17 protein-coding genes and 7 tRNA genes are annotated in these 23695 nt (G+C 52.3%); 5 read left to right on the forward strand and 19 right to left on the reverse strand.

Annotation, left to right across the window (positions count from 1 at the left end; genetic code table 11):
- Window positions 1–5: 5 nt before the first annotated feature.
- The 4 genes from corC to miaB all read right to left on the reverse strand — a co-directional run bounded on the left by corC (window position 6) and on the right by miaB (window position 4179).
- Window positions 6–884 (reverse strand): CNNM family magnesium/cobalt transport protein CorC, encoded by an 879-nt coding sequence (gene corC / locus OGV65_RS18735; RefSeq protein ID WP_005121418.1) that lies wholly within the window; start codon window positions 882–884, stop codon window positions 6–8.
- 162 nt (window positions 885–1046) lie between these two features.
- A complete protein-coding gene (ybeY, locus tag OGV65_RS18740) occupies window positions 1047–1514 on the reverse strand; it encodes an rRNA maturation RNase YbeY (protein WP_003835559.1) in 468 nt (155 codons plus the stop codon).
- Window positions 1511–2557: a PhoH family protein gene (locus OGV65_RS18745; RefSeq protein WP_019076268.1), complete on the reverse strand. Its 1047-nt coding sequence runs from the start codon at window positions 2555–2557 to the stop codon at window positions 1511–1513. Before OGV65_RS18745 ends, ybeY begins: the two co-directional genes overlap by 4 nt.
- 191 nt (window positions 2558–2748) lie before the next feature.
- Window positions 2749–4179, reverse strand: coding sequence for a tRNA (N6-isopentenyl adenosine(37)-C2)-methylthiotransferase MiaB (miaB, locus tag OGV65_RS18750; RefSeq protein WP_016152245.1), 1431 nt, complete (start codon window positions 4177–4179; stop codon window positions 2749–2751).
- 145 nt (window positions 4180–4324) lie between these two features.
- Between miaB and ubiF the strand changes: the two genes are divergently transcribed.
- Complete coding sequence (gene ubiF / locus OGV65_RS18755; protein WP_286455318.1) at window positions 4325–5500, forward strand: 3-demethoxyubiquinol 3-hydroxylase; 1176 nt, start codon at window positions 4325–4327, stop codon at window positions 5498–5500.
- Between the two features lie 103 nt (window positions 5501–5603).
- Here the strand turns inward: ubiF and OGV65_RS18760 are convergent.
- The 12 genes from OGV65_RS18760 to nagB all read right to left on the reverse strand — a co-directional run bounded on the left by OGV65_RS18760 (window position 5604) and on the right by nagB (window position 12596).
- Window positions 5604–5678 (reverse strand) — tRNA-Gln (locus tag OGV65_RS18760).
- A 36-nt stretch (window positions 5679–5714) separates the two neighbouring features.
- Window positions 5715–5789 (reverse strand) — tRNA-Gln (locus OGV65_RS18765).
- A 43-nt stretch (window positions 5790–5832) separates the two neighbouring features.
- Window positions 5833–5909 (reverse strand) — tRNA-Met (locus OGV65_RS18770).
- A gap of 21 nt (window positions 5910–5930) precedes the next feature.
- Window positions 5931–6005 (reverse strand) — tRNA-Gln (locus OGV65_RS18775).
- 37 nt (window positions 6006–6042) lie between these two features.
- Window positions 6043–6117: transfer RNA gene (locus OGV65_RS18780), tRNA-Gln, on the reverse strand.
- A gap of 23 nt (window positions 6118–6140) precedes the next feature.
- Window positions 6141–6225: transfer RNA gene (locus OGV65_RS18785), tRNA-Leu, on the reverse strand.
- 8 nt (window positions 6226–6233) lie between these two features.
- Window positions 6234–6310 (reverse strand) — tRNA-Met (locus OGV65_RS18790).
- Window positions 6311–6532: 222 nt separating this feature from the next.
- Window positions 6533–8197 (reverse strand): asparagine synthase B, encoded by a 1665-nt coding sequence (gene asnB / locus OGV65_RS18795; protein ID WP_003835552.1) that lies wholly within the window; start codon window positions 8195–8197, stop codon window positions 6533–6535.
- Window positions 8198–8449: 252 nt separating this feature from the next.
- Entirely contained in the window at window positions 8450–9202 is a 753-nt protein-coding gene (nagD, locus tag OGV65_RS18800; RefSeq protein WP_286455319.1) for a ribonucleotide monophosphatase NagD, read from the reverse strand.
- Window positions 9203–9357: 155 nt separating this feature from the next.
- A complete protein-coding gene (gene nagC / locus OGV65_RS18805; protein WP_016152247.1) occupies window positions 9358–10578 on the reverse strand; it encodes a DNA-binding transcriptional regulator NagC in 1221 nt (406 codons plus the stop codon).
- An 8-nt stretch (window positions 10579–10586) separates the two neighbouring features.
- On the reverse strand, window positions 10587–11735 hold the full coding sequence (gene nagA, locus OGV65_RS18810; protein WP_032931096.1) for an N-acetylglucosamine-6-phosphate deacetylase: 1149 nt from the start codon (window positions 11733–11735) through the stop codon (window positions 10587–10589).
- A 60-nt stretch (window positions 11736–11795) separates the two neighbouring features.
- On the reverse strand, window positions 11796–12596 hold the full coding sequence (gene nagB / locus OGV65_RS18815) for a glucosamine-6-phosphate deaminase (protein ID WP_003022803.1): 801 nt from the start codon (window positions 12594–12596) through the stop codon (window positions 11796–11798).
- A gap of 342 nt (window positions 12597–12938) precedes the next feature.
- Between nagB and nagE the strand changes: the two genes are divergently transcribed.
- The gene (gene nagE / locus OGV65_RS18820) at window positions 12939–14888 is read left to right on the forward strand and encodes a PTS N-acetyl glucosamine transporter subunit IIABC (protein ID WP_286455320.1); all 1950 of its coding nucleotides are present in this window, start codon (window positions 12939–12941) and stop codon (window positions 14886–14888) included.
- A gap of 187 nt (window positions 14889–15075) precedes the next feature.
- Window positions 15076–16743: a glutamine--tRNA ligase gene (gene glnS / locus OGV65_RS18825; RefSeq protein WP_016152250.1), complete on the forward strand. Its 1668-nt coding sequence runs from the start codon at window positions 15076–15078 to the stop codon at window positions 16741–16743.
- A gap of 58 nt (window positions 16744–16801) precedes the next feature.
- Here the strand turns inward: glnS and OGV65_RS18830 are convergent, their stop codons facing one another.
- Genes OGV65_RS18830 through OGV65_RS18840 form a run of 3 tightly spaced genes read right to left on the reverse strand, consistent with a single transcriptional unit; the run spans window position 16802 to window position 21263 of the window.
- The gene (locus OGV65_RS18830) at window positions 16802–18085 is read right to left on the reverse strand and encodes an ABC transporter substrate-binding protein (RefSeq protein ID WP_286455321.1); all 1284 of its coding nucleotides are present in this window, start codon (window positions 18083–18085) and stop codon (window positions 16802–16804) included.
- A 33-nt stretch (window positions 18086–18118) separates the two neighbouring features.
- Entirely contained in the window at window positions 18119–20227 is a 2109-nt protein-coding gene (locus OGV65_RS18835) for an ADP-ribosylglycohydrolase family protein (protein WP_286455322.1), read from the reverse strand.
- 34 nt (window positions 20228–20261) lie between these two features.
- Complete coding sequence (locus tag OGV65_RS18840; protein ID WP_286455323.1) at window positions 20262–21263, reverse strand: LacI family DNA-binding transcriptional regulator; 1002 nt, start codon at window positions 21261–21263, stop codon at window positions 20262–20264.
- Window positions 21264–21899: 636 nt separating this feature from the next.
- Here OGV65_RS18840 and chiP point away from each other — a divergent pair.
- Together chiP and OGV65_RS18850 are read left to right on the forward strand one after the other, a co-directional pair.
- Window positions 21900–23306: a chitoporin ChiP gene (chiP, locus tag OGV65_RS18845; protein WP_016152254.1), complete on the forward strand. Its 1407-nt coding sequence runs from the start codon at window positions 21900–21902 to the stop codon at window positions 23304–23306.
- A gap of 49 nt (window positions 23307–23355) precedes the next feature.
- Entirely contained in the window at window positions 23356–23688 is a 333-nt protein-coding gene (locus OGV65_RS18850) for a ChiQ/YbfN family lipoprotein (protein WP_016155980.1), read from the forward strand.
- The last annotated feature ends 7 nt before the right edge of the window (window positions 23689–23695 follow it).

Here is a 23695-nt window from a genome sequence, read left to right on the forward strand (position 1 = left end):
CGGGTTTATTCGTCCAGTTTGGGCTGGGGTGAGTCGTCCGGAATTCTGACATGAACCTGAATAATACGACGGCTGTCGGCCATTGCCACTTTGAACTGGTAACCATCAATGTCGATAGTCTCCCCGCGCGCGGGCAGATGACCAAAGGCCTGCATGACCAGCCCGCCGATGGTATCTACTTCTTCGTCGCTAAAATGGGTACCGAAAGCGTCGTTGAAGTCTTCGATCGGCGCCAGAGCGCGAATGGTCCAGGTGTGGCGACTGAGCTGACGGAAATCGATATCGTCTTCTTCGTCGTACTCATCTTCAATTTCACCCACGATCAGTTCAAGGATGTCCTCAATGGTCACCAGACCTGAGACACCGCCGAATTCGTCGATGACGATAGCCATATGATAACGCTGGGAGCGGAACTCTTTCAGCATGCGGTCAACTCGCTTGCTTTCAGGTACGACAACCGCCTGGCGTAACACTTTCTCCATGCTGAAGGCTTCGGCATCGCTGCGCATAAACGGCAGCAGATCTTTGGCCATCAGAATCCCTTCAATGTGATCTTTGTCTTCGCTGATCACCGGGAAACGCGAGTGGGCAGACTCGATAATGACATCGAGACATTCGTCCAGGGTCTGGTTGCGTTTCAGGGTAATCATCTGAGAGCGAGGGATCATGATGTCGCGCACGCGTTGGTCCGCAATATCCATCACCCCTTCGAGCATATCGCGCGTATCTTCATCGATAAGGTCGTTTTGCCCGGAATCACGGATCAGCTCCAACAGTTCGTCGCGGTTTTTTGGTTCACCGTGGAAAAGTTGGCTCAGTAACAGGGAGAAAAATCCCTTTTTGCTGTTTAAGGTGTCACTACTGTGTGAATTGTCGTCGCTCATGGCGTCGTATGGGTTCTCATGTTAGTTAATACAAAGCTCGTCATGCGTATATTCAGCTGTTGACGGCATGTCTCTTCATCGTACTTCAAACCAGGTAAGCCGGATAAGGCGCAATACCTGATGGCGGCTGCGCCTTATCAGGCTTACAAGATTTCGAAATGCTTATTCTTTCTCGGCAATGTACGGATCCTCATAGCCCAGAGCAAGCATAATCTCTGTTTCGAGGGATTCCATCTCTTCCGCTTCATCGTCTTCGATATGGTCGTAACCGAGTAAATGCAGGCTACCGTGCACCACCATGTGCGCCCAGTGGGCCTCAAGCGGTTTGCCTTGTTCCTGCGCTTCTTTCTCGACTACCTGACGGCAGATGATCAAATCGCCCAGCAGCGGCATTTCAATGCCCGGCGGGGCTTCAAACGGGAAAGAGAGTACGTTGGTTGATTTATCTTTCCCGCGATAGGTCAGGTTCAGCTCGTGGCTTTCCGCGTCATCGACCAGACGAATGGTAACTTCAGACTCTTCCTGAAACTGGGGGATCACCGCATCCAGCCAACCCTGAAACTGACTTTCTGTTGGTAAACCGGATTCGTCTTCACATGCCAGCTGTAAATCGAGAATAACCTGACTCATTTTTGTTCCTGCTCCTGAGCTTCGCGCTTGCGTTCTGCAGCCAGCTCGGCTTTGCGTTTCTGTTCTGCTTCTTCCCAGGCTTCATACGCCGTGACGATACGGGCGACCACCGGGTGGCGAACCACGTCTTCGCTATGGAAGAAATTAAAACTAATTTCGTCGACTTCAGCCAGTACTTCAATGGCATGACGCAGACCGGATTTGGTGCTTCGCGGCAGGTCAATCTGGGTGATGTCGCCGGTGATAACCGCTTTGGAGTTAAAGCCGATACGGGTCAGGAACATTTTCATCTGTTCGATGGTGGTGTTCTGGCTCTCATCAAGAATGATGAACGCATCGTTTAATGTACGACCACGCATGTAGGCCAGCGGCGCAACTTCAATGACGTTACGCTCAATCAGCTTTTCGACCTTCTCAAACCCGAGCATTTCGAACAGTGCGTCATACAGCGGTCGTAAGTAGGGATCGACTTTCTGGCTGAGGTCACCCGGCAGGAAGCCGAGTTTTTCGCCCGCTTCCACTGCCGGGCGGGTCAGCAGAATTCGACGGATCTCCTGACGCTCAAGCGCATCAACCGCAGCGGCAACCGCAAGATACGTTTTACCCGTACCCGCAGGGCCAACGCCAAAGGTGATGTCGTGGTCGAGGATATTCGCAATATATTGTGCCTGGTTCGGCGTACGCGGCTTAATTACCCCGCGCTTGGTTTTGATGTTCACCGCTTTGCCAAATTCCGGCACGCTGTCTGCGCTTTGCTCAAGCACTCGCGCTTCTTTAATTGCCAGATGAATTTGTTCAGGCTCAATGTCCTGCGTCTGACCGCGCATTGGGGCAGTATCGACGTACAGGCTACGTAAAATATCTGCCGCCGCGGTGACGCAAATTGGGCGACCGGTCAGCTTAAAGTGGTTATCACGGCGGTTAATTTCGATGCCGAGGCGACGTTCCAGCTGCTTGATGTTGTCATCAAATGGGCCGCAAAGGCTCAACAGGCGGGCATTGTCTGCGGGTTCAAGGGTGATTTCACGAGTGTCTATGTTCAAACTGTTCCTCTTTTGCATGTCTTGCCGGACGCTGAACATTTACCGGCATCTAAGGAAATTATTCACGCCATGGGGGAAAGGCGCAAGCATTGCGATAAATATGGGGATGATGAGGTAGATTACAAGGCCCGCCGGGGCAGCGAGCCCAGAAGAGTAAGCCCGATAAGCGTAGCGCCATCGGGCATTGAAGATTAAGGCTGATAAATACCGACGCCCAGATCGTTTTCTTTGCGGGTACGCGCAATAACCGACTCAGGGGATTCAGCGATGCGCAGACCCATTTCGTCTTCGGTGCGCACCACTTTACCGCGCAGGGAGTTCGTCCAGACATCGGTAATTTCTACATCCACGAACTTACCGACCATCTCCGGGTTGCCTTCAAAGTTCACCACTCGGTTATTTTCGGTACGGCCAGACAGTTCCATGATGCTTTTACGCGATGTGCCTTCAACCAGAATGCGCTGGGTCGTGCCGACCATGCGACGGCTCCAGGCCATAGCTTGCTGGTTAATACGCTCTTGCAGAATATACAGGCGCTGTTTTTTCTCTTCTTCCGGCACGTCGTCAACCATATCGGCGGCAGGGGTGCCTGGACGCGCAGAGAAGATAAAGCTGTAGCTCATGTCAAAATTGACGTCTGCAATCAACTTCATGGTCTGCTCGAAATCCTGCGTGGTTTCGCCTGGGAAGCCAACGATGAAGTCGGAGCTAATCTGGATATCCGGACGCGCTGCGCGCAGTTTGCGGATGATCGCTTTATATTCCAGCGCGGTATGGGTGCGTCCCATCAGGTTCAGTACGCGATCTGAACCGCTCTGTACCGGCAGGTGCAGGAAGCTCACCAGTTCTGGCGTGTCACGATACACTTCAATGATATCATCGGTGAATTCGATCGGATGGCTGGTGGTGAAGCGGATACGGTCAATGCCATCGATCGCCGCGACCAGCCGCAGCAGATCGGCAAAAGATCCGATCGTGCCGTCGTAGTTCTCACCGCGCCAGGCGTTCACGTTTTGTCCCAGCAGGTTCACTTCACGCACGCCTTGCGCCGCAAGCTGGGCGATTTCAAACAGGATATCGTCCGCCGGACGGCTTACTTCCTCACCGCGGGTGTATGGCACCACGCAGTAAGTACAATATTTATTACAACCTTCCATGATTGACACGAAAGCGCTTGGACCTTCAGCACGCGGTTCCGGTAGGCGGTCGAATTTTTCGATCTCCGGGAAACTGATATCAACCACCGGGCTACGGGTGGTACTTCCACGCACTTTGTTAATCATTTCCGGCAGACGATGCAGGGTTTGCGGCCCAAAAATAATATCGACATAGTGCGCGCGTTGGCGAATATGGTCGCCTTCCTGAGACGCAACACAGCCACCGACACCGATGATCAGCTTGGGGTTTTTCTCTTTTAACAGCTTCCAGCGGCCCAACTGATGGAAGACTTTTTCCTGAGCCTTCTCACGGATAGAGCAGGTATTCAGCAGCAGCACATCCGCTTCTTCGGCCACGTCGGTCAGTTGATACCCATGGGTGGCATCCAGCAGATCGGCCATCTTCGATGAATCGTATTCGTTCATCTGACAGCCCCAGGTTTTAATATGGAGTTTTTTGGTCATCGACTTGCTCTTGCGAAATTGTGGCTGAAATGCAGGGCGCATAGTGTACTGCTTTGGCGCGGTTGTGACCAGTATGACGGATGTCAGCCTCAAGGGGTAAAAAATCCTGTAAACTTACACAATACATGTAACAGGATAATTGACCATGACAAATCAACCAACGGAAATTGCCATTGTCGGCGGGGGGATGGTCGGCGGCGCGCTGGCGCTAGGACTGGCGCAGCATGGATTTACGGTAACGGTCATTGAACATGCCGTTCCCGCGCCGTTTGTGGCTGACGGACAGCCAGATGTCAGAATTTCGGCCATCAGCTCCGCCTCCGTGTCGTTGCTAAAAGGGCTGGGCGTCTGGGATACGGTTCAGGGGATGCGCAGCCATCCTTACCGTCGTCTGGAAACGTGGGAATGGGGAAATGCCCATGTGATGTTTGATGCCGCCGAGCTTAAGCTGCCCTTACTGGGCTATATGGTGGAAAACACGGTCCTGCAACAGGCGCTCTGGCAGGCTCTGGACGTTCACCCCAAAGTCACGCTGCGCGTGCCTGCGTCGCTGATCTCTCTGCATCAACATAACGATCGGCATGAGCTTGAGCTGGCTGGTGGCGAAAAAATCAGCGCGAAGCTGGTCATCGGCGCCGATGGCGCAAATTCTCAGGTGCGGAAAATGGCCGGGATTGGTATCCATGCCTGGCAGTATGCGCAGTCCTGTATGTTGATAACCGTGCAGTGCGAGAATTCGCCGGGAGACAGCACCTGGCAGCAATTCACCCCTGACGGTCCGCGCGCATTTTTACCGCTGTTTGATAACTGGGCCTCGCTGGTGTGGTACGACTCACCGGCGCGTATCCGCCAGTTGCAAGGTTTGAATATGTCGCAACTGCAGGTGGAGATCGCCAAACATTTCCCATCGCGACTCGGTAACGTTACGCCTGTGGCAGCGGGGGCATTCCCGCTAACGCGCCGTCACGCGCTGCAATATGTGCAGCCAGGACTGGCGCTGGTGGGTGACGCCGCGCATACCATTCATCCGCTGGCGGGGCAGGGCGTTAATTTGGGGTTCCGTGATGTGGATGCGCTGATTGACGTGCTGGTGAATGCGCGCAGCTACGGTGAGTCCTGGGCAAGCCAGCCGGTGCTGAAGCGCTATCAGAACCGTCGCATGACTGACAATTTCATCATGCAAAGCGGCATGGATCTGTTCTACGCAGGATTTAGCAACAACCTGCAGCCGCTGCGTATCATGCGTAATCTTGGGCTAATGGCCGCAGAGCGCGCCGGCGTGCTGAAACGCCAGGCACTCAAGTACGCGTTAGGATTGTAATTCAGACAGGCCTACAGAGAACGTTGTAGGCCTGGTAAGCATAGCGTCATCAGGTAATAAATGCAGAAAAGCAAAAAGCTCGCCGAAGCGAGCTTTTTTAATATGGCTGGGGTACGAGGATTCGAACCTCGGAATGCTGGTATCAGAAACCAGAGCCTTACCGCTTGGCGATACCCCAACGGGTGCATCCACAGAATGGACGGCTTTTTGAAATTGGCTGGGGTACGAGGATTCGAACCTCGGAATGCTGGTATCAGAAACCAGAGCCTTACCGCTTGGCGATACCCCAACAATTTTTTGGATTTACCGAACGAGTCGATACGTCCTTAATATGGTGGCTACGACGGGATTCGAACCTGTGACCCCATCATTATGAGTGATGTGCTCTAACCAGCTGAGCTACGTAGCCAGATATTATCATATTCTTCGATGGCTGGGGTACCTGGATTCGAACCAGGGAATGCCGGTATCAAAAACCGGTGCCTTACCGCTTGGCGATACCCCAATGACCGTTGCGGTGAACCGCTACATCGAAGAAAAAATGGCTGGGGTACCTGGATTCGAACCAGGGAATGCCGGTATCAAAAACCGGTGCCTTACCGCTTGGCGATACCCCATCCGTGCAACGCTTACGGGTGAATGGTGCGGGAGGCGAGACTTGAACTCGCACACCTTGCGGCGCCAGAACCTAAATCTGGTGCGTCTACCAATTTCGCCACTCCCGCAAAAAAGATGGTGGCTACGACGGGATTCGAACCTGTGACCCCATCATTATGAGTGATGTGCTCTAACCAGCTGAGCTACGTAGCCATCTTTTTTTCGCGTAACCTTATCGGCGTTGCGGGGCGCATTATGCGTATTGAGCCTTGAAGCGTCAACCCCTTTTTCATTGAAAATAGCTGGAATGTGACTGTTTGGTTAGGTTGCGAACAGCATGGCGCAATATTCGGCAATTATTAGTTATTAATTGTTTTTTTGCACAGAAAATAGACATAAAAAAGAGCCCCGCAGGGCCCTTTTCTAAGGATTAACTTATTTATAAGCGGACTGATGTACGCCAACCGCACGACCAGAAGGATCGTTCATGGTTTTAAACGCCTCATCCCATTCAATTGCTTTGGCAGAAGAACAGGCAACAGACGGCCCGCCAGGTACACATTCCGCAGCGCTCGCAACCGGGAACAGCTCTTCGAAAATCTCACGGTACAAATACGCTTCTTTAGATGATGGCGTGTTGTAAGGGAAACGGAAGCTGGCGGTTTCCAGTTGTTGGTCAGAAACTTGCTCAGCGGCCACCTCTTTCAGCGTATCAATCCAGCTGTAACCGACGCCATCGGAGAACTGCTCTTTCTGGCGCCATGCAACGCTTGCTGGCAGGTAGGATTCAAAACATTCACGCAGAACATGTTTTTCCATTTTGCCGTTGCCGCACATTTTGTCCTGCGGGTTGATGCGCATCGCCACATCAAGGAATTTCTTATCCAGGAAGGGCACGCGAGCTTCCACTCCCCAGGCCGACATAGCTTTGTTGGCACGGGCACAGTCGAACATATGCAGCGCCTGCAGCTTACGCACGGTCTCTTCGTGCAGCTCTTTTGCATCTGGTGCTTTGTGGAAATAGAGATAGCCGCCAAATACTTCGTCAGAACCTTCGCCCGACAGCACCATTTTAATGCCCATCGCTTTAATTTTACGCGACATTAAGTACATCGGGGTCGAGGCGCGAATCGTCGTAACATCGTAAGTTTCGATGTGATAAATCACGTCGCGGATAGCATCCAAACCTTCCTGCACGGTGAAGTGGATCTCATGGTGTACAGTACCCAGATGGTTCGCCACCTCTTGCGCGGCTTTCAGGTCCGGTGCGCCTTCCAGGCCTACTGCGAAGGAGTGCAACTGCGGCCACCAGGCTTCGCTACGCTCCTGATCTTCAACACGACGCGCGGCGTATTTTTTGGTGATTGCGGAAATGACGGATGAATCCAGACCGCCGGACAGCAATACACCATAAGGAACATCTGACATCAGGTGGCTTTTCACGGCATCTTCCAGTGCCTGACGCAACTCGTTTTTATCGGTAACGTTGTCTTTTACCGCATCGTATTCAAACCAGTCGCGCTGGTAGTACTGACGAATTTCGCCGTCTTTACTCCATAAATAGCTACCGGCCGGGAATTCTTTGATCGTGCGACACACGGGAACCAGGGCTTTCATTTCAGACGCAACGTAGAAGTTACCGTGCTCGTCGTAACCCATATACAGCGGGATGATCCCGATATGATCGCGACCGATCAGATAAGCGTCCTGCTCGCTGTCGTACAGAGCAAAAGCAAACATGCCTTGCAGGTCATCCAGAAACTCTGGGCCTTTTTCCTGATACAGCGCAAGGATAACTTCGCAGTCGGAACCGGTCTGGAACTGATAGCGATCGCCGTATTCAGCGCGCAGCGCCTGATGGTTATAAATTTCACCGTTAACCGCCAGGATATGCGTTTTCTTCACGTTGTACAGCGGCTGAGCACCGGCGTTGACGTCGACGATGGACAGACGTTCGTGCGCCAGAATGGCGTTATCACTGGCGTAAATACCCGACCAGTCCGGGCCGCGATGGCGCATCAGACGAGACAATTCCAGGGCTTTTTTACGCAGTTCAACTGCGTCAGTTTTAATATCGAATACGCCAAAAATAGAACACATAACCTTCTCCGTTAACCTGTTGCGTGATGCTTTTTATGTTTGCTTGATAAAGAAAATGCCGCAAAGCTGGAGAGGGCGCAAGTGAATTACGGGTCAGAAAATAAAAAACGCAATGGTCATTGTGGATTGGTGAAAAAAGATTACAGAATAGACGGGTTTATTAATGAATCGATAATTTTATGGCTGTTTTATTAAATGGAAGGATTTCTTCTGGCCGGATATGACGCGGGGGCGTCTTATCCGGCTTACGCATCAAATCACATCAATTTCTGCAATGGACGGGTAAATCCAGCTTGGTCTGAACGGCATGCTGTCAATGTCGTCGAGCGTCGAAACGCCAGACAATACCAGGATGGTTTCGAGACCTGCCTGGAAGCCCGCCAGAATATCGGTACGCAGGTTGTCGCCAACGATAACGGTCTCTTCCGAATGCGCCTGCATTTTGTTGAGCGCCGCGCGAATAATCCACGGGCTGGGTTTGCCCACATAAAACGGCTTGCGGCCAGAGATTTTTTCGATACCGGCGCACAGCGCACCGCAGGCGGGATAAAAACCGCGTCCGTGAGTATCCGGGTTTGTGGCGATGAAACGCGCGCCGTTGGCCACAAAATATGCCGCTTTATGCATCATGTCCCAGTTATAGGATCGCGTCTCGCCAACAATCACAAAATCGGGGTTCACGTCAGTAATAGTAAACCCGGCTTTATACAGCTCGTGAATTAACGCACCTTCACCTACCACGTAGGCCTTTTTCCCTTCCTGGCGGCGAAGAAAATCAGCGGTAGCCATGGCGGAAGTATAAAAGACGCTATCAGGGACATTCACACCCGCGGTGGCGAAGCGGTTTGCCAAATCCTGCCCGGTCTGTGAAGGATAGTTAGTCAGCAAAACTAACGGCAGGCCTTTTTCCAGGATCCCAGTCAGAAATTCTGCCGCACCCGGTACGGCAACATTGTCGTGCATCAGCACGCCGTCGATATCACAAATTACATTCTTAATGGCCATGGACAATCCGACATCAAAAAAAGAAGGCATTACTATACACAAAATACACTAAATCATTCGAGTTGCATCAAGGCGGCAAGTCTGAGAACCCCGGAAGCTTACTGAAGTAAGTGACTGGGGTGAGCAGGTGCAGCTAACGCAGAGGCAGCTTGGTATTAGCTTTCCAGCAAACGTTGCAGCAATGTACCGTTGAGCATCGCACGCTTCACCAGCGCAAAGGCGCCAATGGCTGAACGGTGATCCAGCGTGGAACGAACCACCGGTAAATTGTGGCGAAACGCTTTCAACGCCTGCGTGTTGATACAGCTTTCTATAGCAGGCAGCAGCACTTTATCAGCCTCGGTAATTTCGCCCGCAATGACGATTTTTTGTGGGTTAAACAGGTTGATGGCGATGGCGATGGTTTTACCCAGGTGACGACCAACGTGCTCAATGACTTCTGATGCCAGGTTATCGCCTTTATTAGCCGCCTTACAGATGGCTTTAATGCCGCAATCATCCAGCGTGAGTCGGCTTGGATAACCCTGTTTCAATAAGTTCTGCACGCGGTGTTCAATAGAGGCATTGGCGGCAATTGTTTCCAGACAGCCGAAATTACCGCAGTGACAGCGCTCCCCCAGCGGCTCTACCTGAATATGGCCAATCTCACCCACGTTGCCATTGCGACCAATAAAAATTCGGCCATTGGAGATGATTCCCGCCCCGGTTCCGCGGTGAACACGCACCAAAATGGAGTCTTCGCAATCCTGGCTTGCCCCGAAATAGTGCTCGGCCAGCGCCAGACTGCGAATATCGTGACCGACAAAGCAGGTGACCTTAAAGCGTTTTTCGAGTGCTTCGACCAGCCCCCAGTTTTCGACCTGAATGTGCGGCATATAGCGGATGACGCCGCTTTCAGGATCAACCAGGCCTGGCAGAATGACGGAAATCGCAACCAGCTCGCGGATTTTCCGCTGGCAGTTCTCAATAAAGGTGGCAATGGTGTTGAGCAGCGCATACTCGAGCGTTTCCTGGGTGCGCTCCGGGAGGGGATAATGCTCTTCAGCGACCACTTTACTGCTCATATCATAGAGCGTGAGCGTAGTATCGTGGCGGCCTAAGCGAACGCCAATCGCGTGGAAATTGCGGGTTTCAGTGACGATAGAGATAGCGCGGCGGCCCCCGGTGGAGGCCTGCTGGTCGACTTCTTTGATCAGCCCGCGTTCGATCAATTGACGCGTAATTTTCGTTACGCTGGCGGGGGCAAGCTGGCTTTGCTCGGCAATTTGAATTCGCGAGATTGGCCCATGCTGGTCAATCAGGCGATAAACCGCCGCGCTGTTAAGCTGTTTTACGAGATCAACATTACCTATTTGAGCTTGTCCGCCTGGTGTCATTCTTTCTCTTACTCAGTAACGACCTCGTTGCCATTAACGATGGTCTTGATAATTTTAAAGTCGTGCGTGAACGCAGTCAGGTTGGCTACTTTGCCTGGCGCGATGCTGCCGAGTTGTTTGTCGACGCCAATGGCGCGAGCAGGGTAGAGCGTTGCCATACGTAAGACTTCGTCGAGAGCGATATTCGCATGTTCGACCAGATTGCGTACGCCTTCAATCATGGTTAATGATGAGCCGCTCAGTGTACCGTTCTCATCAACGCACAATCCATTACGGTAGTATATTGTTTTACCAGCGAAAATGAACTGTTCAATGTTTGCACCTGCTGGTGCGGTTGCGTCGGTGACCAGGCACAGCTTGTCGCCTTTCAGGCGTTTGGCATTACGAATGTTAACGTAATCAACGTGGAGGCCATCAGCGATGATACCGCAGTAGATATCGGCTTCATCAAGAATAGCGCCCGCCAGACCAGGTTCGCGACCGGTAATGTACGGCATCGCGTTGAACAGATGCGTCGCAAAGGTGATGCCTGCGCGGAACCCGATTTTTGCTTCTTTTACCGTTGCATTTGAGTGACCCGCAGAAACCACAATACCCGCATTCACCAGTTTGGTAATGACCTCTACCGGGACCATTTCTGGCGCCAGCGTTACTTTGGTGATCACATCGGCATTATTGCACAGGAAATCAACCAGCGCAGCGTCCGGTTGACGGACAAATCCCGGATTATGGGTGCCTTTTTTCACCAAATTCAGCCACGGGCCTTCCAGATGAAGCCCTAGTGCCTGATTCGGGTGTTTCGCCAGGTATTCACGCATGACGCGAACGCCTTGTTTCATCAGGTCATCGCTGGTGGTGATAAGCGTTGGCAGGTAGCTGGTGCAGCCAGATTTTTCATTGGCTTTCTGCATGATTTCCAGCGTTTCAACGGTCACGGCTTCTGCCGTATCGTTAAATTGTACGCCGCCGCAGCCGTTTAGCTGTACATCGATAAAACCGGGGGAAACAATGGCCCCATTCAGTGAGCGCTGTTCAATTCCTGACGGTAACTCAGCCAGTGGGCAAACGCTGTCAATCAGGCCATTGGCGACAACAATCGCATGGTCATCAAGAATTTCGTGACCGGTAAAAATCCGGCCCTGGGTTAAAGCATACATTCCGACCCCCGATTTCAAAAAATGCCGCCCTGCAACTTATCGACAGGGCGGAGACATCAATTACAGACCTTTAATATTTTCCGCTTCTAACTCGTTAAAGTATTTCAGCGTCTTCACTTTCAGTTCCATGGTGGAAGGCTCATCGCAGACCACAACGGCTTTCGGATGCAGCTGCAGACAGCTGATGGTCCACATATGGTTAACGTTGCCTTCAACGGCGGCTTGCAGCGCCTGCGCTTTCTGGTGGCCCAGTACCAGGATCATCACTTCTTCAGCATCCAGCAGGGTGCCCACGCCAACGGTCAGCGCATATTTAGGCACCTGGCTTACGTCGCCGTCAAAGAAGCGTGAGTTCGCAACACGCGTGTCGTGAGTCAGCGTTTTGATGCGGGTACGGGAAGCCAAAGAAGAGGCTGGTTCGTTGAACGCGATGTGACCATCGTTGCCTACGCCGCCCATAAACAGGTGGATTTTACCGTAAGAACGGATTTTCTCTTCATACTGACGGCATTCTGCATCAATATCCGGTGCGTTACCATTGAGGAGGTTGATGTTTTCTGCTGGAATATCAACGTGATCAAAGAAGTTGCGATGCATGAAGCTATGGTAGCTTTCCGGATGCTCTTTCGGCAGGCCAACATATTCGTCCATATTGAACGTTACAACATGCTTGAAGCTTACCTGGCCCGCTTTGTGCATTTCAACCAATGCTTTGTAGGCTGTCAGCGGAGTACCGCCAGTCGGCAGGCCCAAAACGAACGGACGATCAGCCGTTGGTTTGAACGCGTTAATACGGTTAACGATATGGCGAGCAGCCCATTTGCCGACTTGTTCAGCGGTATTCAGGGGGATCAGTCTCATTCTTCACCTCAAAAGTAAATGTAAGCAATTGGCGGATTGAGTCTCTGTGCAGTATTAAGCGTAACCTGGTTTTGCATCGGTAAGGATCAATCCGTTTCGATTTTTTGAATGATAAAATAAGTTTTCGTAGTTAGCCAGTGGAAGGGAGGGTTAATAACGATATTTGGTGACTGGAATCACAAAAAACACGCATTTAATTTGCGATGCGAATTAAATTTTCACACACTCTGAATGTAGATGAATGGTTAATATTGTTGTTCCAGAATCTTGCTGTCAGGAATGGTCGCACAATAAAAATATGGCTTCAAAGAAGCCTAATCGGGGTCTCGTAGGGGGAATAAAATGAATATTTTAGGTTTTTTCCAGCGGCTGGGTAGGGCGTTACAGCTCCCCATCGCTGTGCTGCCAGTCGCGGCACTGCTGCTGCGATTCGGCCAACCAGATTTACTTAACGTACCCTTCATCGCGCAAGCGGGTGGGGCCATCTTTGATAACCTGGCGTTAATTTTCGCTATCGGTGTGGCTTCCAGCTGGTCAAAAGACAGCGCGGGTGCTGCAGCGCTGGCGGGTGCGGTTGGTTATTTCATATTGACCAAAGCAATGGTTACCATTAACCCGGCCATCAACATGGGTGTGCTGGCAGGTATCATCACTGGTCTGGTCGGCGGTGCGGTATATAACCGTTGGTCTGGTATCAAACTACCTGACTTCCTGAGCTTCTTTGGCGGCAAACGCTTCGTGCCGATCGCCACTGGCTTCTTCTGTCTGGTGCTGGCTGCTATCTTCGGCTACGTGTGGCCGCCGGTGCAGAACGCCATCCATGCGGGAGGTGAGTGGATCGTAGGCGCTGGCGCGCTGGGTTCCGGTATCTTTGGTTTCATCAACCGTCTGCTGATCCCAACCGGTCTGCATCAGGTGCTGAACACCATCGCCTGGTTCCAGATTGGTGAATTCACTAACGCTGCAGGTACCGTATTCCATGGTGACATCAACCGCTTCTACGCGGGTGACGGCACTGCGGGTATGTTCATGTCTGGCTTCTTCCCGATCATGATGTTTGGTCTGCCGGGTGCGGCGCTGGCAATGTACTTCGCCGCTCCGAAAGCACGTCGTCCGATGGTTGGCGGTATGCTGCTGTCCGTTGCGATCACCGCGTTCCTGACCGGTGTTACCGAGCCGCTGGAATTCCTGTTCATGTTCCTGGCGCCATTGCTGTACCTCCTGCACGCACTGTTAACGGGTATCAGCCTGTTCGTTGCAACACTGCTGGGGATCCACGCGGGCTTCTCCTTCTCCGCGGGGGCTATCGACTACGTGTTGATGTACAACCTGCCGGCGGCAAGTCAGAACGTCTGGATGCTGGTCGTGATGGGCCTGGTGTTCTTCGTCATTTACTTTGTGTTGTTCAGCGCGGTTATTCGTATGTTTAACCTGAAAACGCCGGGCCGTGAAGATAAAGAAGACGATATCGTTACTGAAGAAGCGAACAGCAACACTGAAGAAGGTCTGGCTCAACTGGCAACCAACTACATTGCAGCAGTTGGCGGTACCGATAACCTGAAAGCGATTGATGCCTGTATCACTCGTCTGCGTCTGACCGTTGCCGACTCCGGTCGCGTAAATGATGCGATGTGTAAACGTTTAGGCGCATCTGGAGTGGTTAAGCTGAACAAGCAAACTATCCAGGTCATCGTGGGTGCGAAGGCCGAATCTATCGGCGACGAAATGAAGAAAGTTGTTGCGCGTGGCCCGGTGGCTGCAGCGTCTGGTGAAAGTGCGCCAGCAGCAGCGGCTCCGGTTGCTAAACCGCAAGCTGTAGCGAACGCTGTAACCGTTGAAACTTTAGTTTCTCCGATTACCGGTGACGTGGTTGCGCTGGAGCAGGTACCTGATGAAGCCTTCGCCAGCAAAGCTGTAGGCGACGGTGTGGCGGTGAAGCCAACGGATAAAATCGTGGTTGCTCCGGCTGCCGGTACCATCGTGAAAATCTTCAACACTAACCATGCGTTCTGTCTGGAAACCGTTAAAGGCGCGGAAATCGTGGTCCACATGGGTATCAATACAGTAGCGCTGGAAGGTAAAGGCTTTAAGCGTCTGGTTGAAGAAGGTGCGGAAGTGACTGCAGGTCAACCGATTCTGGAAATGGATCTGGAGTTCCTGAACGCCAACGCACGTTCCATGATTAGCCCGGTTGTGTGCAGCAACAGCGATGATTTCGGTGCTCTGGTCATTAAAGCCGAAGGTCATGTGGTTGCTGGTCAAACACCACTGTATGAGATTAAAGGTAAATAACTGCTCCTGAGTAAAGTGAGTTAAGTGCCTTAAGCGGCGGGGGATATTCCTCCGCCGCTTTTTTTTGCAGCAAATATCCACATATATCCTGTTGAAACACCTTTTTTGTGCAACAAATAGTTGTCTCCTGACGTCGCTTATAAGATCATGTTCCGTTATACGTTGTTTACGCTTTGAGGAATCCACGATGAGTGAGGCTGAAGCCCGCCCGAGTAACTTTATTCGTCAGATCATCGATGAAGATCTGGCCAGTGGTAAGCACACCACTATCCATACACGTTTTCCGCCGGAGCCAAATGGCTATCTGCACATTGGCCACGCGAAATCCATTTGTCTGAACTTTGGCATTGCGCAAGATTACCAGGGCCAGTGCAACCTGCGTTTTGATGATACGAACCCGGTTAAAGAAGATATCGAGTACGTTGAGTCGATTAAAAACGACGTTGAATGGTTAGGTTTCCACTGGACTGGCGATATTCGCTACTCTTCGGATTACTTCGATCAGCTTCACGCCTATGCGGTAGAGCTTATTAATAAAGGCCTGGCGTACGTTGATGAACTGTCAGCGGAGGAGATCCGCGAATACCGCGGCACTCTGACGCAGCCAGGTAAAAACAGCCCGTTCCGCGATCGTAGCGTCGAAGAGAACCTGGCACTGTTCGAAAAAATGCGTACCGGTGGTTTTGAAGAAGGTAAAGCCTGCCTGCGCGCGAAAATCGATATGGCTTCGCCGTTTATCGTGATGCGCGATCCGGTGCTGTACCGTATTAAGTTCGCCGAACACCACCAGACCGGCAACAAGTGGTGCATCTACCCGATGTACGATTTTACCCACTGCATCAGCGATGCGCTGGAAGGCATTACGCATTCACTGTGTACGCTGGAGTTCCAGGATAACCGTCGTTTGTACGACTGGGTGCTGGACAACATCACCATTCCGGTTCACCCGCGCCAGTACGAATTCTCGCGCCTGAATCTGGAATACACCGTGATGTCCAAACGCAAGCTGAACCTGCTGGTGACCGACAAGCACGTTGAAGGCTGGGACGATCCGCGTATGCCGACGATTTCTGGCCTGCGTCGTCGTGGTTATACCGCTGCCGCTATTCGTGAGTTCTGCAAACGCATTGGCGTGACCAAGCAGGATAACACCATTGAGATCGCTTCTCTGGAGTCCTGCATTCGCGAAGATCTGAACGAAAACGCCCCGCGCGCGATGGCAGTTATCGATCCGGTGAAACTGGTTATCGAAAACTATCCGCAGGGCGAAAGCGAGCTGGTTACCATGCCTAACCATCCGAACAAACCGGAAATGGGCAGCCGTGAAGTGCCGTTTAGCGGTGAAATTTGGATCGATCGCGCAGACTTCCGCGAAGAAGCGAACAAGCAGTACAAGCGTCTGGTGATGGGCAAAGAAGTACGTCTGCGTAATGCTTACGTGATCAAGGCTGAACGTGTAGAGAAAGATGCAGAAGGGAATATCACCACCATTTTCTGCACCTACGATGCCGACACCCTGAGCAAAGATCCGGCTGATGGTCGTAAAGTAAAAGGTGTTATTCACTGGGTGAGCGCGTCCCATGCGCTGCCGATTGAAATCCGTTTGTACGATCGTCTGTTTAGCGTGCCAAACCCAGGAGCGGCGGAAGACTTCCTGTCCGTTATCAACCCGGAATCGCTGGTCATTAAGCAGGGCTACGGTGAGCCGTCACTGCAGGCTGCGATTGCAGGTAAAGCGTTCCAGTTTGAGCGTGAAGGCTACTTCTGCCTGGACAGCCGCTATGCAACGGCTGACAAGCTGGTATTTAACCGCACTGTAGGTCTGCGTGATACGTGGGCTAAAGTCGGCGAGTAATTCCTGCCACACTGCCTCAAACGCCGCCAACGCGACGTTTGAGGCGGATTTTTCTGTTTTACTTATGCTGCATTAACGCCTGAACCCGCTGCTGGCTGCGTTCCAGCACCACTGATGTCTCCTGCTTACCCACCGTCGCCTGATTGACCATTTCACTGAGGATCATGGAGCCGGTAATATCCCCCATCCGCGTAAAGTTCTTCTCGCCGACCGATCCAAAGACCTGCATATTCGGGTACTGGGCAATCAGCTGTTCAGGGAGAGTTCCAAAGACTTTGACGGCAGGGTTGTCCTTCCAACTGACGTTTTGCGCGGCGGCCTTCGTCACCGGCAGCATCGCCCCCGGCGACATCAATACCCAGTCAGCCGCGTTCTGCGCCTGTCCCATAAAGCTGACAAATTTTTCGGCGGCTTTCGTTTCTGCCTCAGTCTGACCGGCTGTGAGCGTTAATGATGTGATAACGCCAAATACGGCAGGTGATTTTTCGCTCGGCACGACAAAGCCTAAATCCGCCAGTGAACCATCCTGATAAATCGCTGGCAGGATGTAGGTCGAATAGACCGCCATCGGCGCGGTGCCGTTCATAAAGGCGTCTTTGATCTCTGTTACGTTGTTCGAGCCGGGCATGGTGTAGCGGGCCAGTTCGCGATAATAGTTCAGCGAGGCCTGCATTTCCGCTGAGTTAACCGTGATGTCGCCGTTTGCGTTGAACACATTGGCACCGTTTGAAAGTGCGAACTGGGAGAAGGTTTGTTCGCTCATGACGCTTTCAGCCGTCGGCAGCGCGATGCCATATTTTTTACCGGCGCTGTCGGTCAGCCTGCGCGCCGCCTCCAGCAGCTGTGTCCAGTTTTTGGGTTCGTCGATTCCCGCTTTAGCCAGTACCGATTTCCGATACCAGACTCCCTGTAGCCAGGCGCTGATCGGCACGCCGGTATAGGCTGTTCCGTCTTCGGTTCGAACAATGCGCAGCACGCCGCCGTAGAAGGCGCTTTCACCTTGCTTGTCGATCAGCGTTTTCACCGCTTTGTGGTCGATAAGCTGCTCTTTATCCATGACTTTGGCATAGTCATGGCTGACCTCGACGACCTCCGGCAGTGATCCTGAGCGGGCAAGGGTAATGATTTTGGTATTATAGGCATCCTCTTCGACGGGAACCTGCTTCACAATAATATCCGGATTCTCTTGCTGAAAGCGGTTGATGATCCCGGCAATGACGGTCTGGCGCTCCTGCTCAACGGCGGAGTGCATAAATTCGATGGTCACCTGCTGCGGTTTATCCTCACAGCCTGAAAGCAAAACGGCTGTTACCAGCGCCAGCATTGTTTTTGGTATGTTCATTTTTAATCCTTTGTTGTCGTCCATTTCCGTTGATTAGCAACTGGCGCTGATATGGATAGCGTCCGTCGACAGCGCACCCGCACAAATCAGTAAACCGATCCCGCCATCCATCAAGGCTTCGCGTTCAGCGTCCTCCACGCGCAGCGTTTTACCGTCAACGGTCGCGGAAATAATCTGCCCGTTGACGCTGATATCGAACGACACAGGGCGCTCGTACACGTCGGACAAAGCCGCTTCTGCCAGAACTTTGGTGCTGGTGTCGCGCACGCGGACGATCTGTAATTTTCCGTCGCGCAGGATGCGTGCGGCGTAATAGCGCCTCATCCCCTGCACCCGAAAAGCCAGACCGCCGTACTCCCCTGAATGCAGCGTAATGTCACTCTGAACGCGGTAGTTATCCCACTGCCGCGTTCCGTGAATAATCAATCCCTCGTCGTACTCTTTGGAGATGCGAAAGCTGGTGGGATAGTGGCGTGAAAAGAGATCCACGCCGTTTACCCAGGCCCGCCACCAGAAATTATTTTCCCCTGTGGGTTTACGCAAGGTCAGCTCAGGTGCGCCGTCCCAGCGCATACTGTCGATGAGCAGGCGACCGCGGGCAACGCGGGCATCGGTGCTGATTGTTACGCCAATCTCGCCGATCGGTTGGCCCTGGCAGTCCGGGAGATCCAACGCCAGCGTTAGCGATTCACCCGGGGCTATGCTCTGCGCGTCGCCGTACTGGGGCGTCAGCTGATTGTTGTCATCATAAACCCGGTAGCAGAGCCGCACGTTTAACGCGGATGTGTTATCTGGTGGCGCAATCAGGGTGGCCTGAAGACGCTGGCCTGGGTAGATAAGTGGGGTAGCCATTAAATCGTAGCTGCGCATTTCCACGATTTCAGGCGGGGTAAAGGTTTGCGTGGTCACGCTGGCATGAAGTCCGGGCGCAAGATGGCGATAGTGCAGACTCAACATCTGCCGCCCCAGGTGCGCCTCATTCTTAACCTCAACCGCGGCCGCATTTTCTTCATTAAGCCAGCGGAAACCCTGCACGCTGCCCGGTAGTGAGAAATGGTACTGCGCGCCGGATTTTTTGGCTTCAGGGCGCGGCAGACCGGCAATCTGGTGTCCCAGCCTGACCAGGTAATCGGTGATCCGCACGGCGTTGTTTATGGAGAACCCCCCGTCGGCTGAGGAGATCAGCATTCTGTCCGCCAGCGGCCCGCGCCAGTCCGGGCCTGCGTCAATACCCTGGAGTCCCAGCATAATGCCGGACAGACAGCCGACATTCCCCGCATTGCAGTCAGTGTCCCATCCTGACGTATTGACAATGCACTGGGCCTGCTGGAAGTCGTCCGGCGCGTAAAGGATCGCCATAATCATCAGCGCATGATTAGGGATGATGTGACAATTGCTGGGATATTTGTGATAGCCATAGTTGTCGTCGATTCGCTGGCGGGTCGTCTGCCAGTCGTTATCTTCCCGTCGCCAGCGACGGATATCGCCAACCAGCTGGGCTATTTGCGACTCTGCCGGGATCACGGATAGTCCAACGTCAATAAGCTGTTCGATCTCCTGGCAAATAAAGGCCTGTGACTCCATCGCCGCCCAGAGCATGGCGGCATACACCGCTTCACCGTCATGGCTCACGCTGGCGGCATTTTTGGCAAGTTGTGCCGCCAGACGGGGTTGTCCCGGTGCGACAAGCGCCCAGCTATCAATAAAGATTTGTGCGCCAATCTGTTCGGCAATCGTTTTCCCGTTGGTCGCAATGGCTCCGCTTAGCGGAGCCGGAATGCCTTTTTTGAGATTCAGCCAGGCGGTGTGTTCCGTCGAATTACCGTTGCCGCCCCACCAGAGAATGGTGCGCTTATCAATGATGTAATTAAGCCAGCAGTGACCCATCTGTTCCGCGCTCAGATCCGGCGGCAGGGCATAATCTTCCAGTGCGCGGATAAAGGTGAAGGTTCCGGCGACATCATCGTCGGTGACAACCAGCGGACGGTTAAATTTTTCGTGGACGTAATACTGGATCGGCCCCAGCTCCTGCATAATTTTTTCGTAGGTCCACCCTTCGAAAGGGCGGCCAAGGTAGACGCCGATTAATTTCCCTAACACCCCTGCATAAACGCGCGACTCATAATCTGAAGGCAAATCCATCTGTTTGATCCTTGTGTGGTGTTTTATCAGCCGTTCAGGCGGATTCTCTTTTAACCAGGCCCCAGGGCATTTCTGTGGTGCTGCCCTGGAGCGGTGCGGTGATATCAGTTTGCGCCAGGAGGAGGGCGGCCGCTTTTTGCCCAAGCTGCTCCGGGTACTGGGCGATAGTGGTCAGGGAAGGGGTCACCAGCCCGGCGGCGGGAATATCATCGAAACCCATCACCGCAAGCTGCTCCGGGATAGTGATGCCTTTCTCCCTTGCGGCACGCATCACGCCGATAGCCATTAAATCGTTGGCGGCGAAAATCGCATCCGGGAGCGTGCCGTCATTAATCAGCTGCATCGCGATCTGATAGCCGCTCTGTTCGTTAAAACCTGGCAGAATTTTGATGCGCGGAAGGCGGCCAGCCTGGGTCATCGCCTGGCGATATCCTTCCACTCTGGCAGGCTCAGGACCGCCAGCGCTGGCGATCATCGTGATATTTCGGTGCCCCTGTGCCAGCAGATATTCGACGGCACTGCGCGCGGCAGCGGTGTTGTCGATATAAACATTATGCAGCGGTAGCGGGCCGTTTTTTTTCATTCTGGCTTCAATACGTGCAATCGGGATCCCTGCCTGAAGATACGGGGCAAAATCTTTCATCCCGACGTTAAAAAATATCCCCACCACGGCGTCGACCCGCCCCTGCGCTGACCAGCGCAAAAAATGCAGCTCTCTTTCCCGTAATCCATCGGTGCTGGCCACGATCGCATCGTAGTGATACCTATCCGTAACCGACTGAACGCCACGGACGAGCGAGGCATAAAAAGGGTTGGCGATATCCGGCACGATGCAGGCGATCGACATGGTTTTATTGGTTTTCAGCGCTTGTGCAAAACGGTTCGGTATATATCCCAGCTGATTAGCCGCTTGCTCAACCCGGATCACTGTCTCCTGTGGGTAGGTGTGATTTCCTTTGGTGAGTACCACGGATACCACCGCCTGTGAAACGCCAGCCAGGGCCGCGACGTCTTTCTGTGTGATGCGTTTTGTCATTTATTTATCAACTTATACGTATAACCTGCATCTTTGAATAATGGGACACTCGGTAGCTGTCAATAAAAACCTTATAAAGTGAGTGTATTTGTGTGGAAAATCCGAGGACGGTCACATCAACGACGGAGAGTGAATTCAGGAGCTCGAACGTTCTGTTTGCAGAGCGAATTAATGACGTTCGAGAATTAATTTGTTTTGCGAATGCAAAGACAATTATTAAGGGTTGAATTATATATATAATAATAAAATTGAAGATATCTATATGTATATAAAGTGTTTTTTCTTGTTTTTGTGACTTTTTTTACTCCCAAAGCAAAATGTAACAGAAAACAAGAAAATATGTGCGGTTGCTCATACTATTACATACTCGTTACAGAAAGAGATTGATAATTCGCGTCGCGAAAAATAGTCTATTCATTGTAGTCACTGAGGTTTTCTCAGCGCTACTTTTTTAATTTTTGTTTTTTCGCTGTCCGCTTTTGTCGGCAGCATTTTATACCCAATGGATTTCGAGTTGCATCAAGGCGGAGACGCAGCGCGTGCGCTGTCCCCGAAGGGGCGAGGCCAAAGGCCGAGTAAAGCCAACACCGATGCAGCTTGAAAAACGAAGGGTTATACGTCAAAGAGGATTAACATATGCGTACGTTTAGTGGCAAACGTAGTACGCTGGCGCTGGCTATCGCCGGTATCACAGCAATGTCGGGTTTCGTTGTCGCTCCCCAGGTACACGCCGAAGGGTTTATTGATGACTCAACCTTAACCGGCGGCATCTATTACTGGCAGCGTGAGCGTGACCGTAAAGATGTGACCGATCACGACAAATACAAAACCAACCTTTCTCACTCCACCTGGAACGCTAACCTCGACTTCCAGTCCGGTTATGCGGCTGATATGTTTGGGATTGATATCGCAGCATTTACCGCTATTGAAATGAACGAAAGTAGCGAAAGCGGTCATCCAAACGAAATTGCATTCTCGTCAAAAAACAAAGGCTATGATGAAGATTACTCCGGCGATAAGAGCGGAATTAGCCTTTATAAAGCAGCAGCCAAATTTAAATTCGGCCCAACCTGGGCGCGCGCTGGTTACATTCAACCAACCGGACAGACTCTGTTGGCTCCGCACTGGAGCTTTATGCCAGGTACCTATCAGGGTGCTGAAGCCGGAGCCAACTTCGACTATGGTGATGCTGGTGCACTGAGCTTCTCCTATATGTGGGCCAACGAATATAAAGCACCATGGCACACTGAAGTCGATAAATTCTATCAGGCTGATAAAAAGACCAGCGTAGATTATCTGCACTCAATCGGCGCGAAATATGACTTCAAAAATAACCTGTTGCTGGAAGCCGCATTTGGTCAGTCTGAAGGCTACGTCGATCAGTACTTCGCAAAAGCCAGCTATAAATTCGATTTAGGCGGTAACCCGTTTACCACCAGCTACCAGTTCTACGGCGCGCGCGACAAAGTTGATGATCGCACCGTGAACGATATTTATGACGGTACGGCCTGGCTGCAGGCGCTGACCTTTGGCTACAAAGTGGCGGAAGTGGTTGACCTGCGTCTGGAAGGGACCTGGGTTAAAGCGGACGGGCAGCAGGGGTACTTCCTGCAGCGTATGACCCCGACCTACGCCTCATCAAACGGTCGCCTGGATATCTGGTGGGATAACCGTTCCGACTTCAACGCCAACGGCGAAAAGGCTGTCTTCTTCGGCGCAATGTATGACCTGAAGAACTGGAATTTGCCGGGCTGGGCAGTGGGCGCGTCCTACGTTTACGCATGGGATGCCAAGCCATCAACCTGGCAGATCAATCCTGATGCGTATTACGATAAAAACCGGACTATCGAAGAATCTTCTTACAGCCTGGATGCGGTCTATACCCTGCAAGAGGGGCGTGCGAAGGGCACCATGTTTAAACTGCACTTCACCCAGTACGACAACCATTCAGACATTCCGAGCTGGGGCGGTGGTTACGGCAACATCTTCCAGGATGAGCGCGACGTGAAATTCATCGTTATTGCTCCGTTCACCATCTTCTAATGCCAACAGCGGCAGGCCGGGCGCCTGCCGCATCGTTGAGGAAAGTGCTATGAAAAAACTGATACTCATCGCTGTTATGGCATCCGGGCTGGTGGCTTGCGCGCAATCCCCGGCACCAAAAGAAGACAGTCGTCTGAAAGAAGCCTACAGCGCCTGTATTACTACCGCGCAAGGATCGCCGGAGAAAATCGAAGCCTGCCAAAGCGTGTTGAATGTGCTGAAGAAAGAAAAGCAGCATCAGCAGTTTGCCAATGAAGAAAGCGTACGCGTACTGGATTATCAGCAATGCATCCAGGCCACGCGCACGGGTAATGGTCAGTCCGTTAATGCTGATTGCGACAAGGTCTGGCAGGAAATTCGTAGCAAGAATACTGCGCAGTAAATCGAAA

Source organism: Citrobacter sp. Cb004 (assembly GCF_030337065.1).
GTDB lineage: Bacteria > Pseudomonadota > Gammaproteobacteria > Enterobacterales > Enterobacteriaceae > Citrobacter > Citrobacter braakii.

Excerpts from the sequence above, each read along its gene's own strand:
- glnS (WP_016152250.1), top strand. The coding sequence starts at position 15,076 with ATGAGTGAGGCTGAAGCCCGCCCGAGTAACTTTATTCGTCAGATCATC.
- OGV65_RS18840 (WP_286455323.1), bottom strand. The coding sequence starts at position 21,263 with ATGACAAAACGCATCACACAGAAAGACGTCGCGGCCCTGGCTGGCGTT.
- asnB (WP_003835552.1), bottom strand. The coding sequence starts at position 8,197 with ATGTGTTCTATTTTTGGCGTATTCGATATTAAAACTGACGCAGTTGAA.
- ubiF (WP_286455318.1), top strand. The coding sequence starts at position 4,325 with ATGACAAATCAACCAACGGAAATTGCCATTGTCGGCGGGGGGATGGTC.
- nagC (WP_016152247.1), bottom strand. The coding sequence starts at position 10,578 with ATGACACCAGGCGGACAAGCTCAAATAGGTAATGTTGATCTCGTAAAA.
- OGV65_RS18835 (WP_286455322.1), bottom strand. The coding sequence starts at position 20,227 with ATGGATTTGCCTTCAGATTATGAGTCGCGCGTTTATGCAGGGGTGTTA.
- miaB (WP_016152245.1), bottom strand. The coding sequence starts at position 4,179 with ATGACCAAAAAACTCCATATTAAAACCTGGGGCTGTCAGATGAACGAA.
- nagA (WP_032931096.1), bottom strand. The coding sequence starts at position 11,735 with ATGTATGCTTTAACCCAGGGCCGGATTTTTACCGGTCACGAAATTCTT.
- OGV65_RS18850 (WP_016155980.1), top strand. The coding sequence starts at position 23,356 with ATGAAAAAACTGATACTCATCGCTGTTATGGCATCCGGGCTGGTGGCT.
- nagD (WP_286455319.1), bottom strand. The coding sequence starts at position 9,202 with ATGGCCATTAAGAATGTAATTTGTGATATCGACGGCGTGCTGATGCAC.
- OGV65_RS18830 (WP_286455321.1), bottom strand. The coding sequence starts at position 18,085 with ATGAACATACCAAAAACAATGCTGGCGCTGGTAACAGCCGTTTTGCTT.
- ybeY (WP_003835559.1), bottom strand. The coding sequence starts at position 1,514 with ATGAGTCAGGTTATTCTCGATTTACAGCTGGCATGTGAAGACGAATCC.
- chiP (WP_016152254.1), top strand. The coding sequence starts at position 21,900 with ATGCGTACGTTTAGTGGCAAACGTAGTACGCTGGCGCTGGCTATCGCC.
- nagE (WP_286455320.1), top strand. The coding sequence starts at position 12,939 with ATGAATATTTTAGGTTTTTTCCAGCGGCTGGGTAGGGCGTTACAGCTC.
- nagB (WP_003022803.1), bottom strand. The coding sequence starts at position 12,596 with ATGAGACTGATCCCCCTGAATACCGCTGAACAAGTCGGCAAATGGGCT.
- corC (WP_005121418.1), bottom strand. The coding sequence starts at position 884 with ATGAGCGACGACAATTCACACAGTAGTGACACCTTAAACAGCAAAAAG.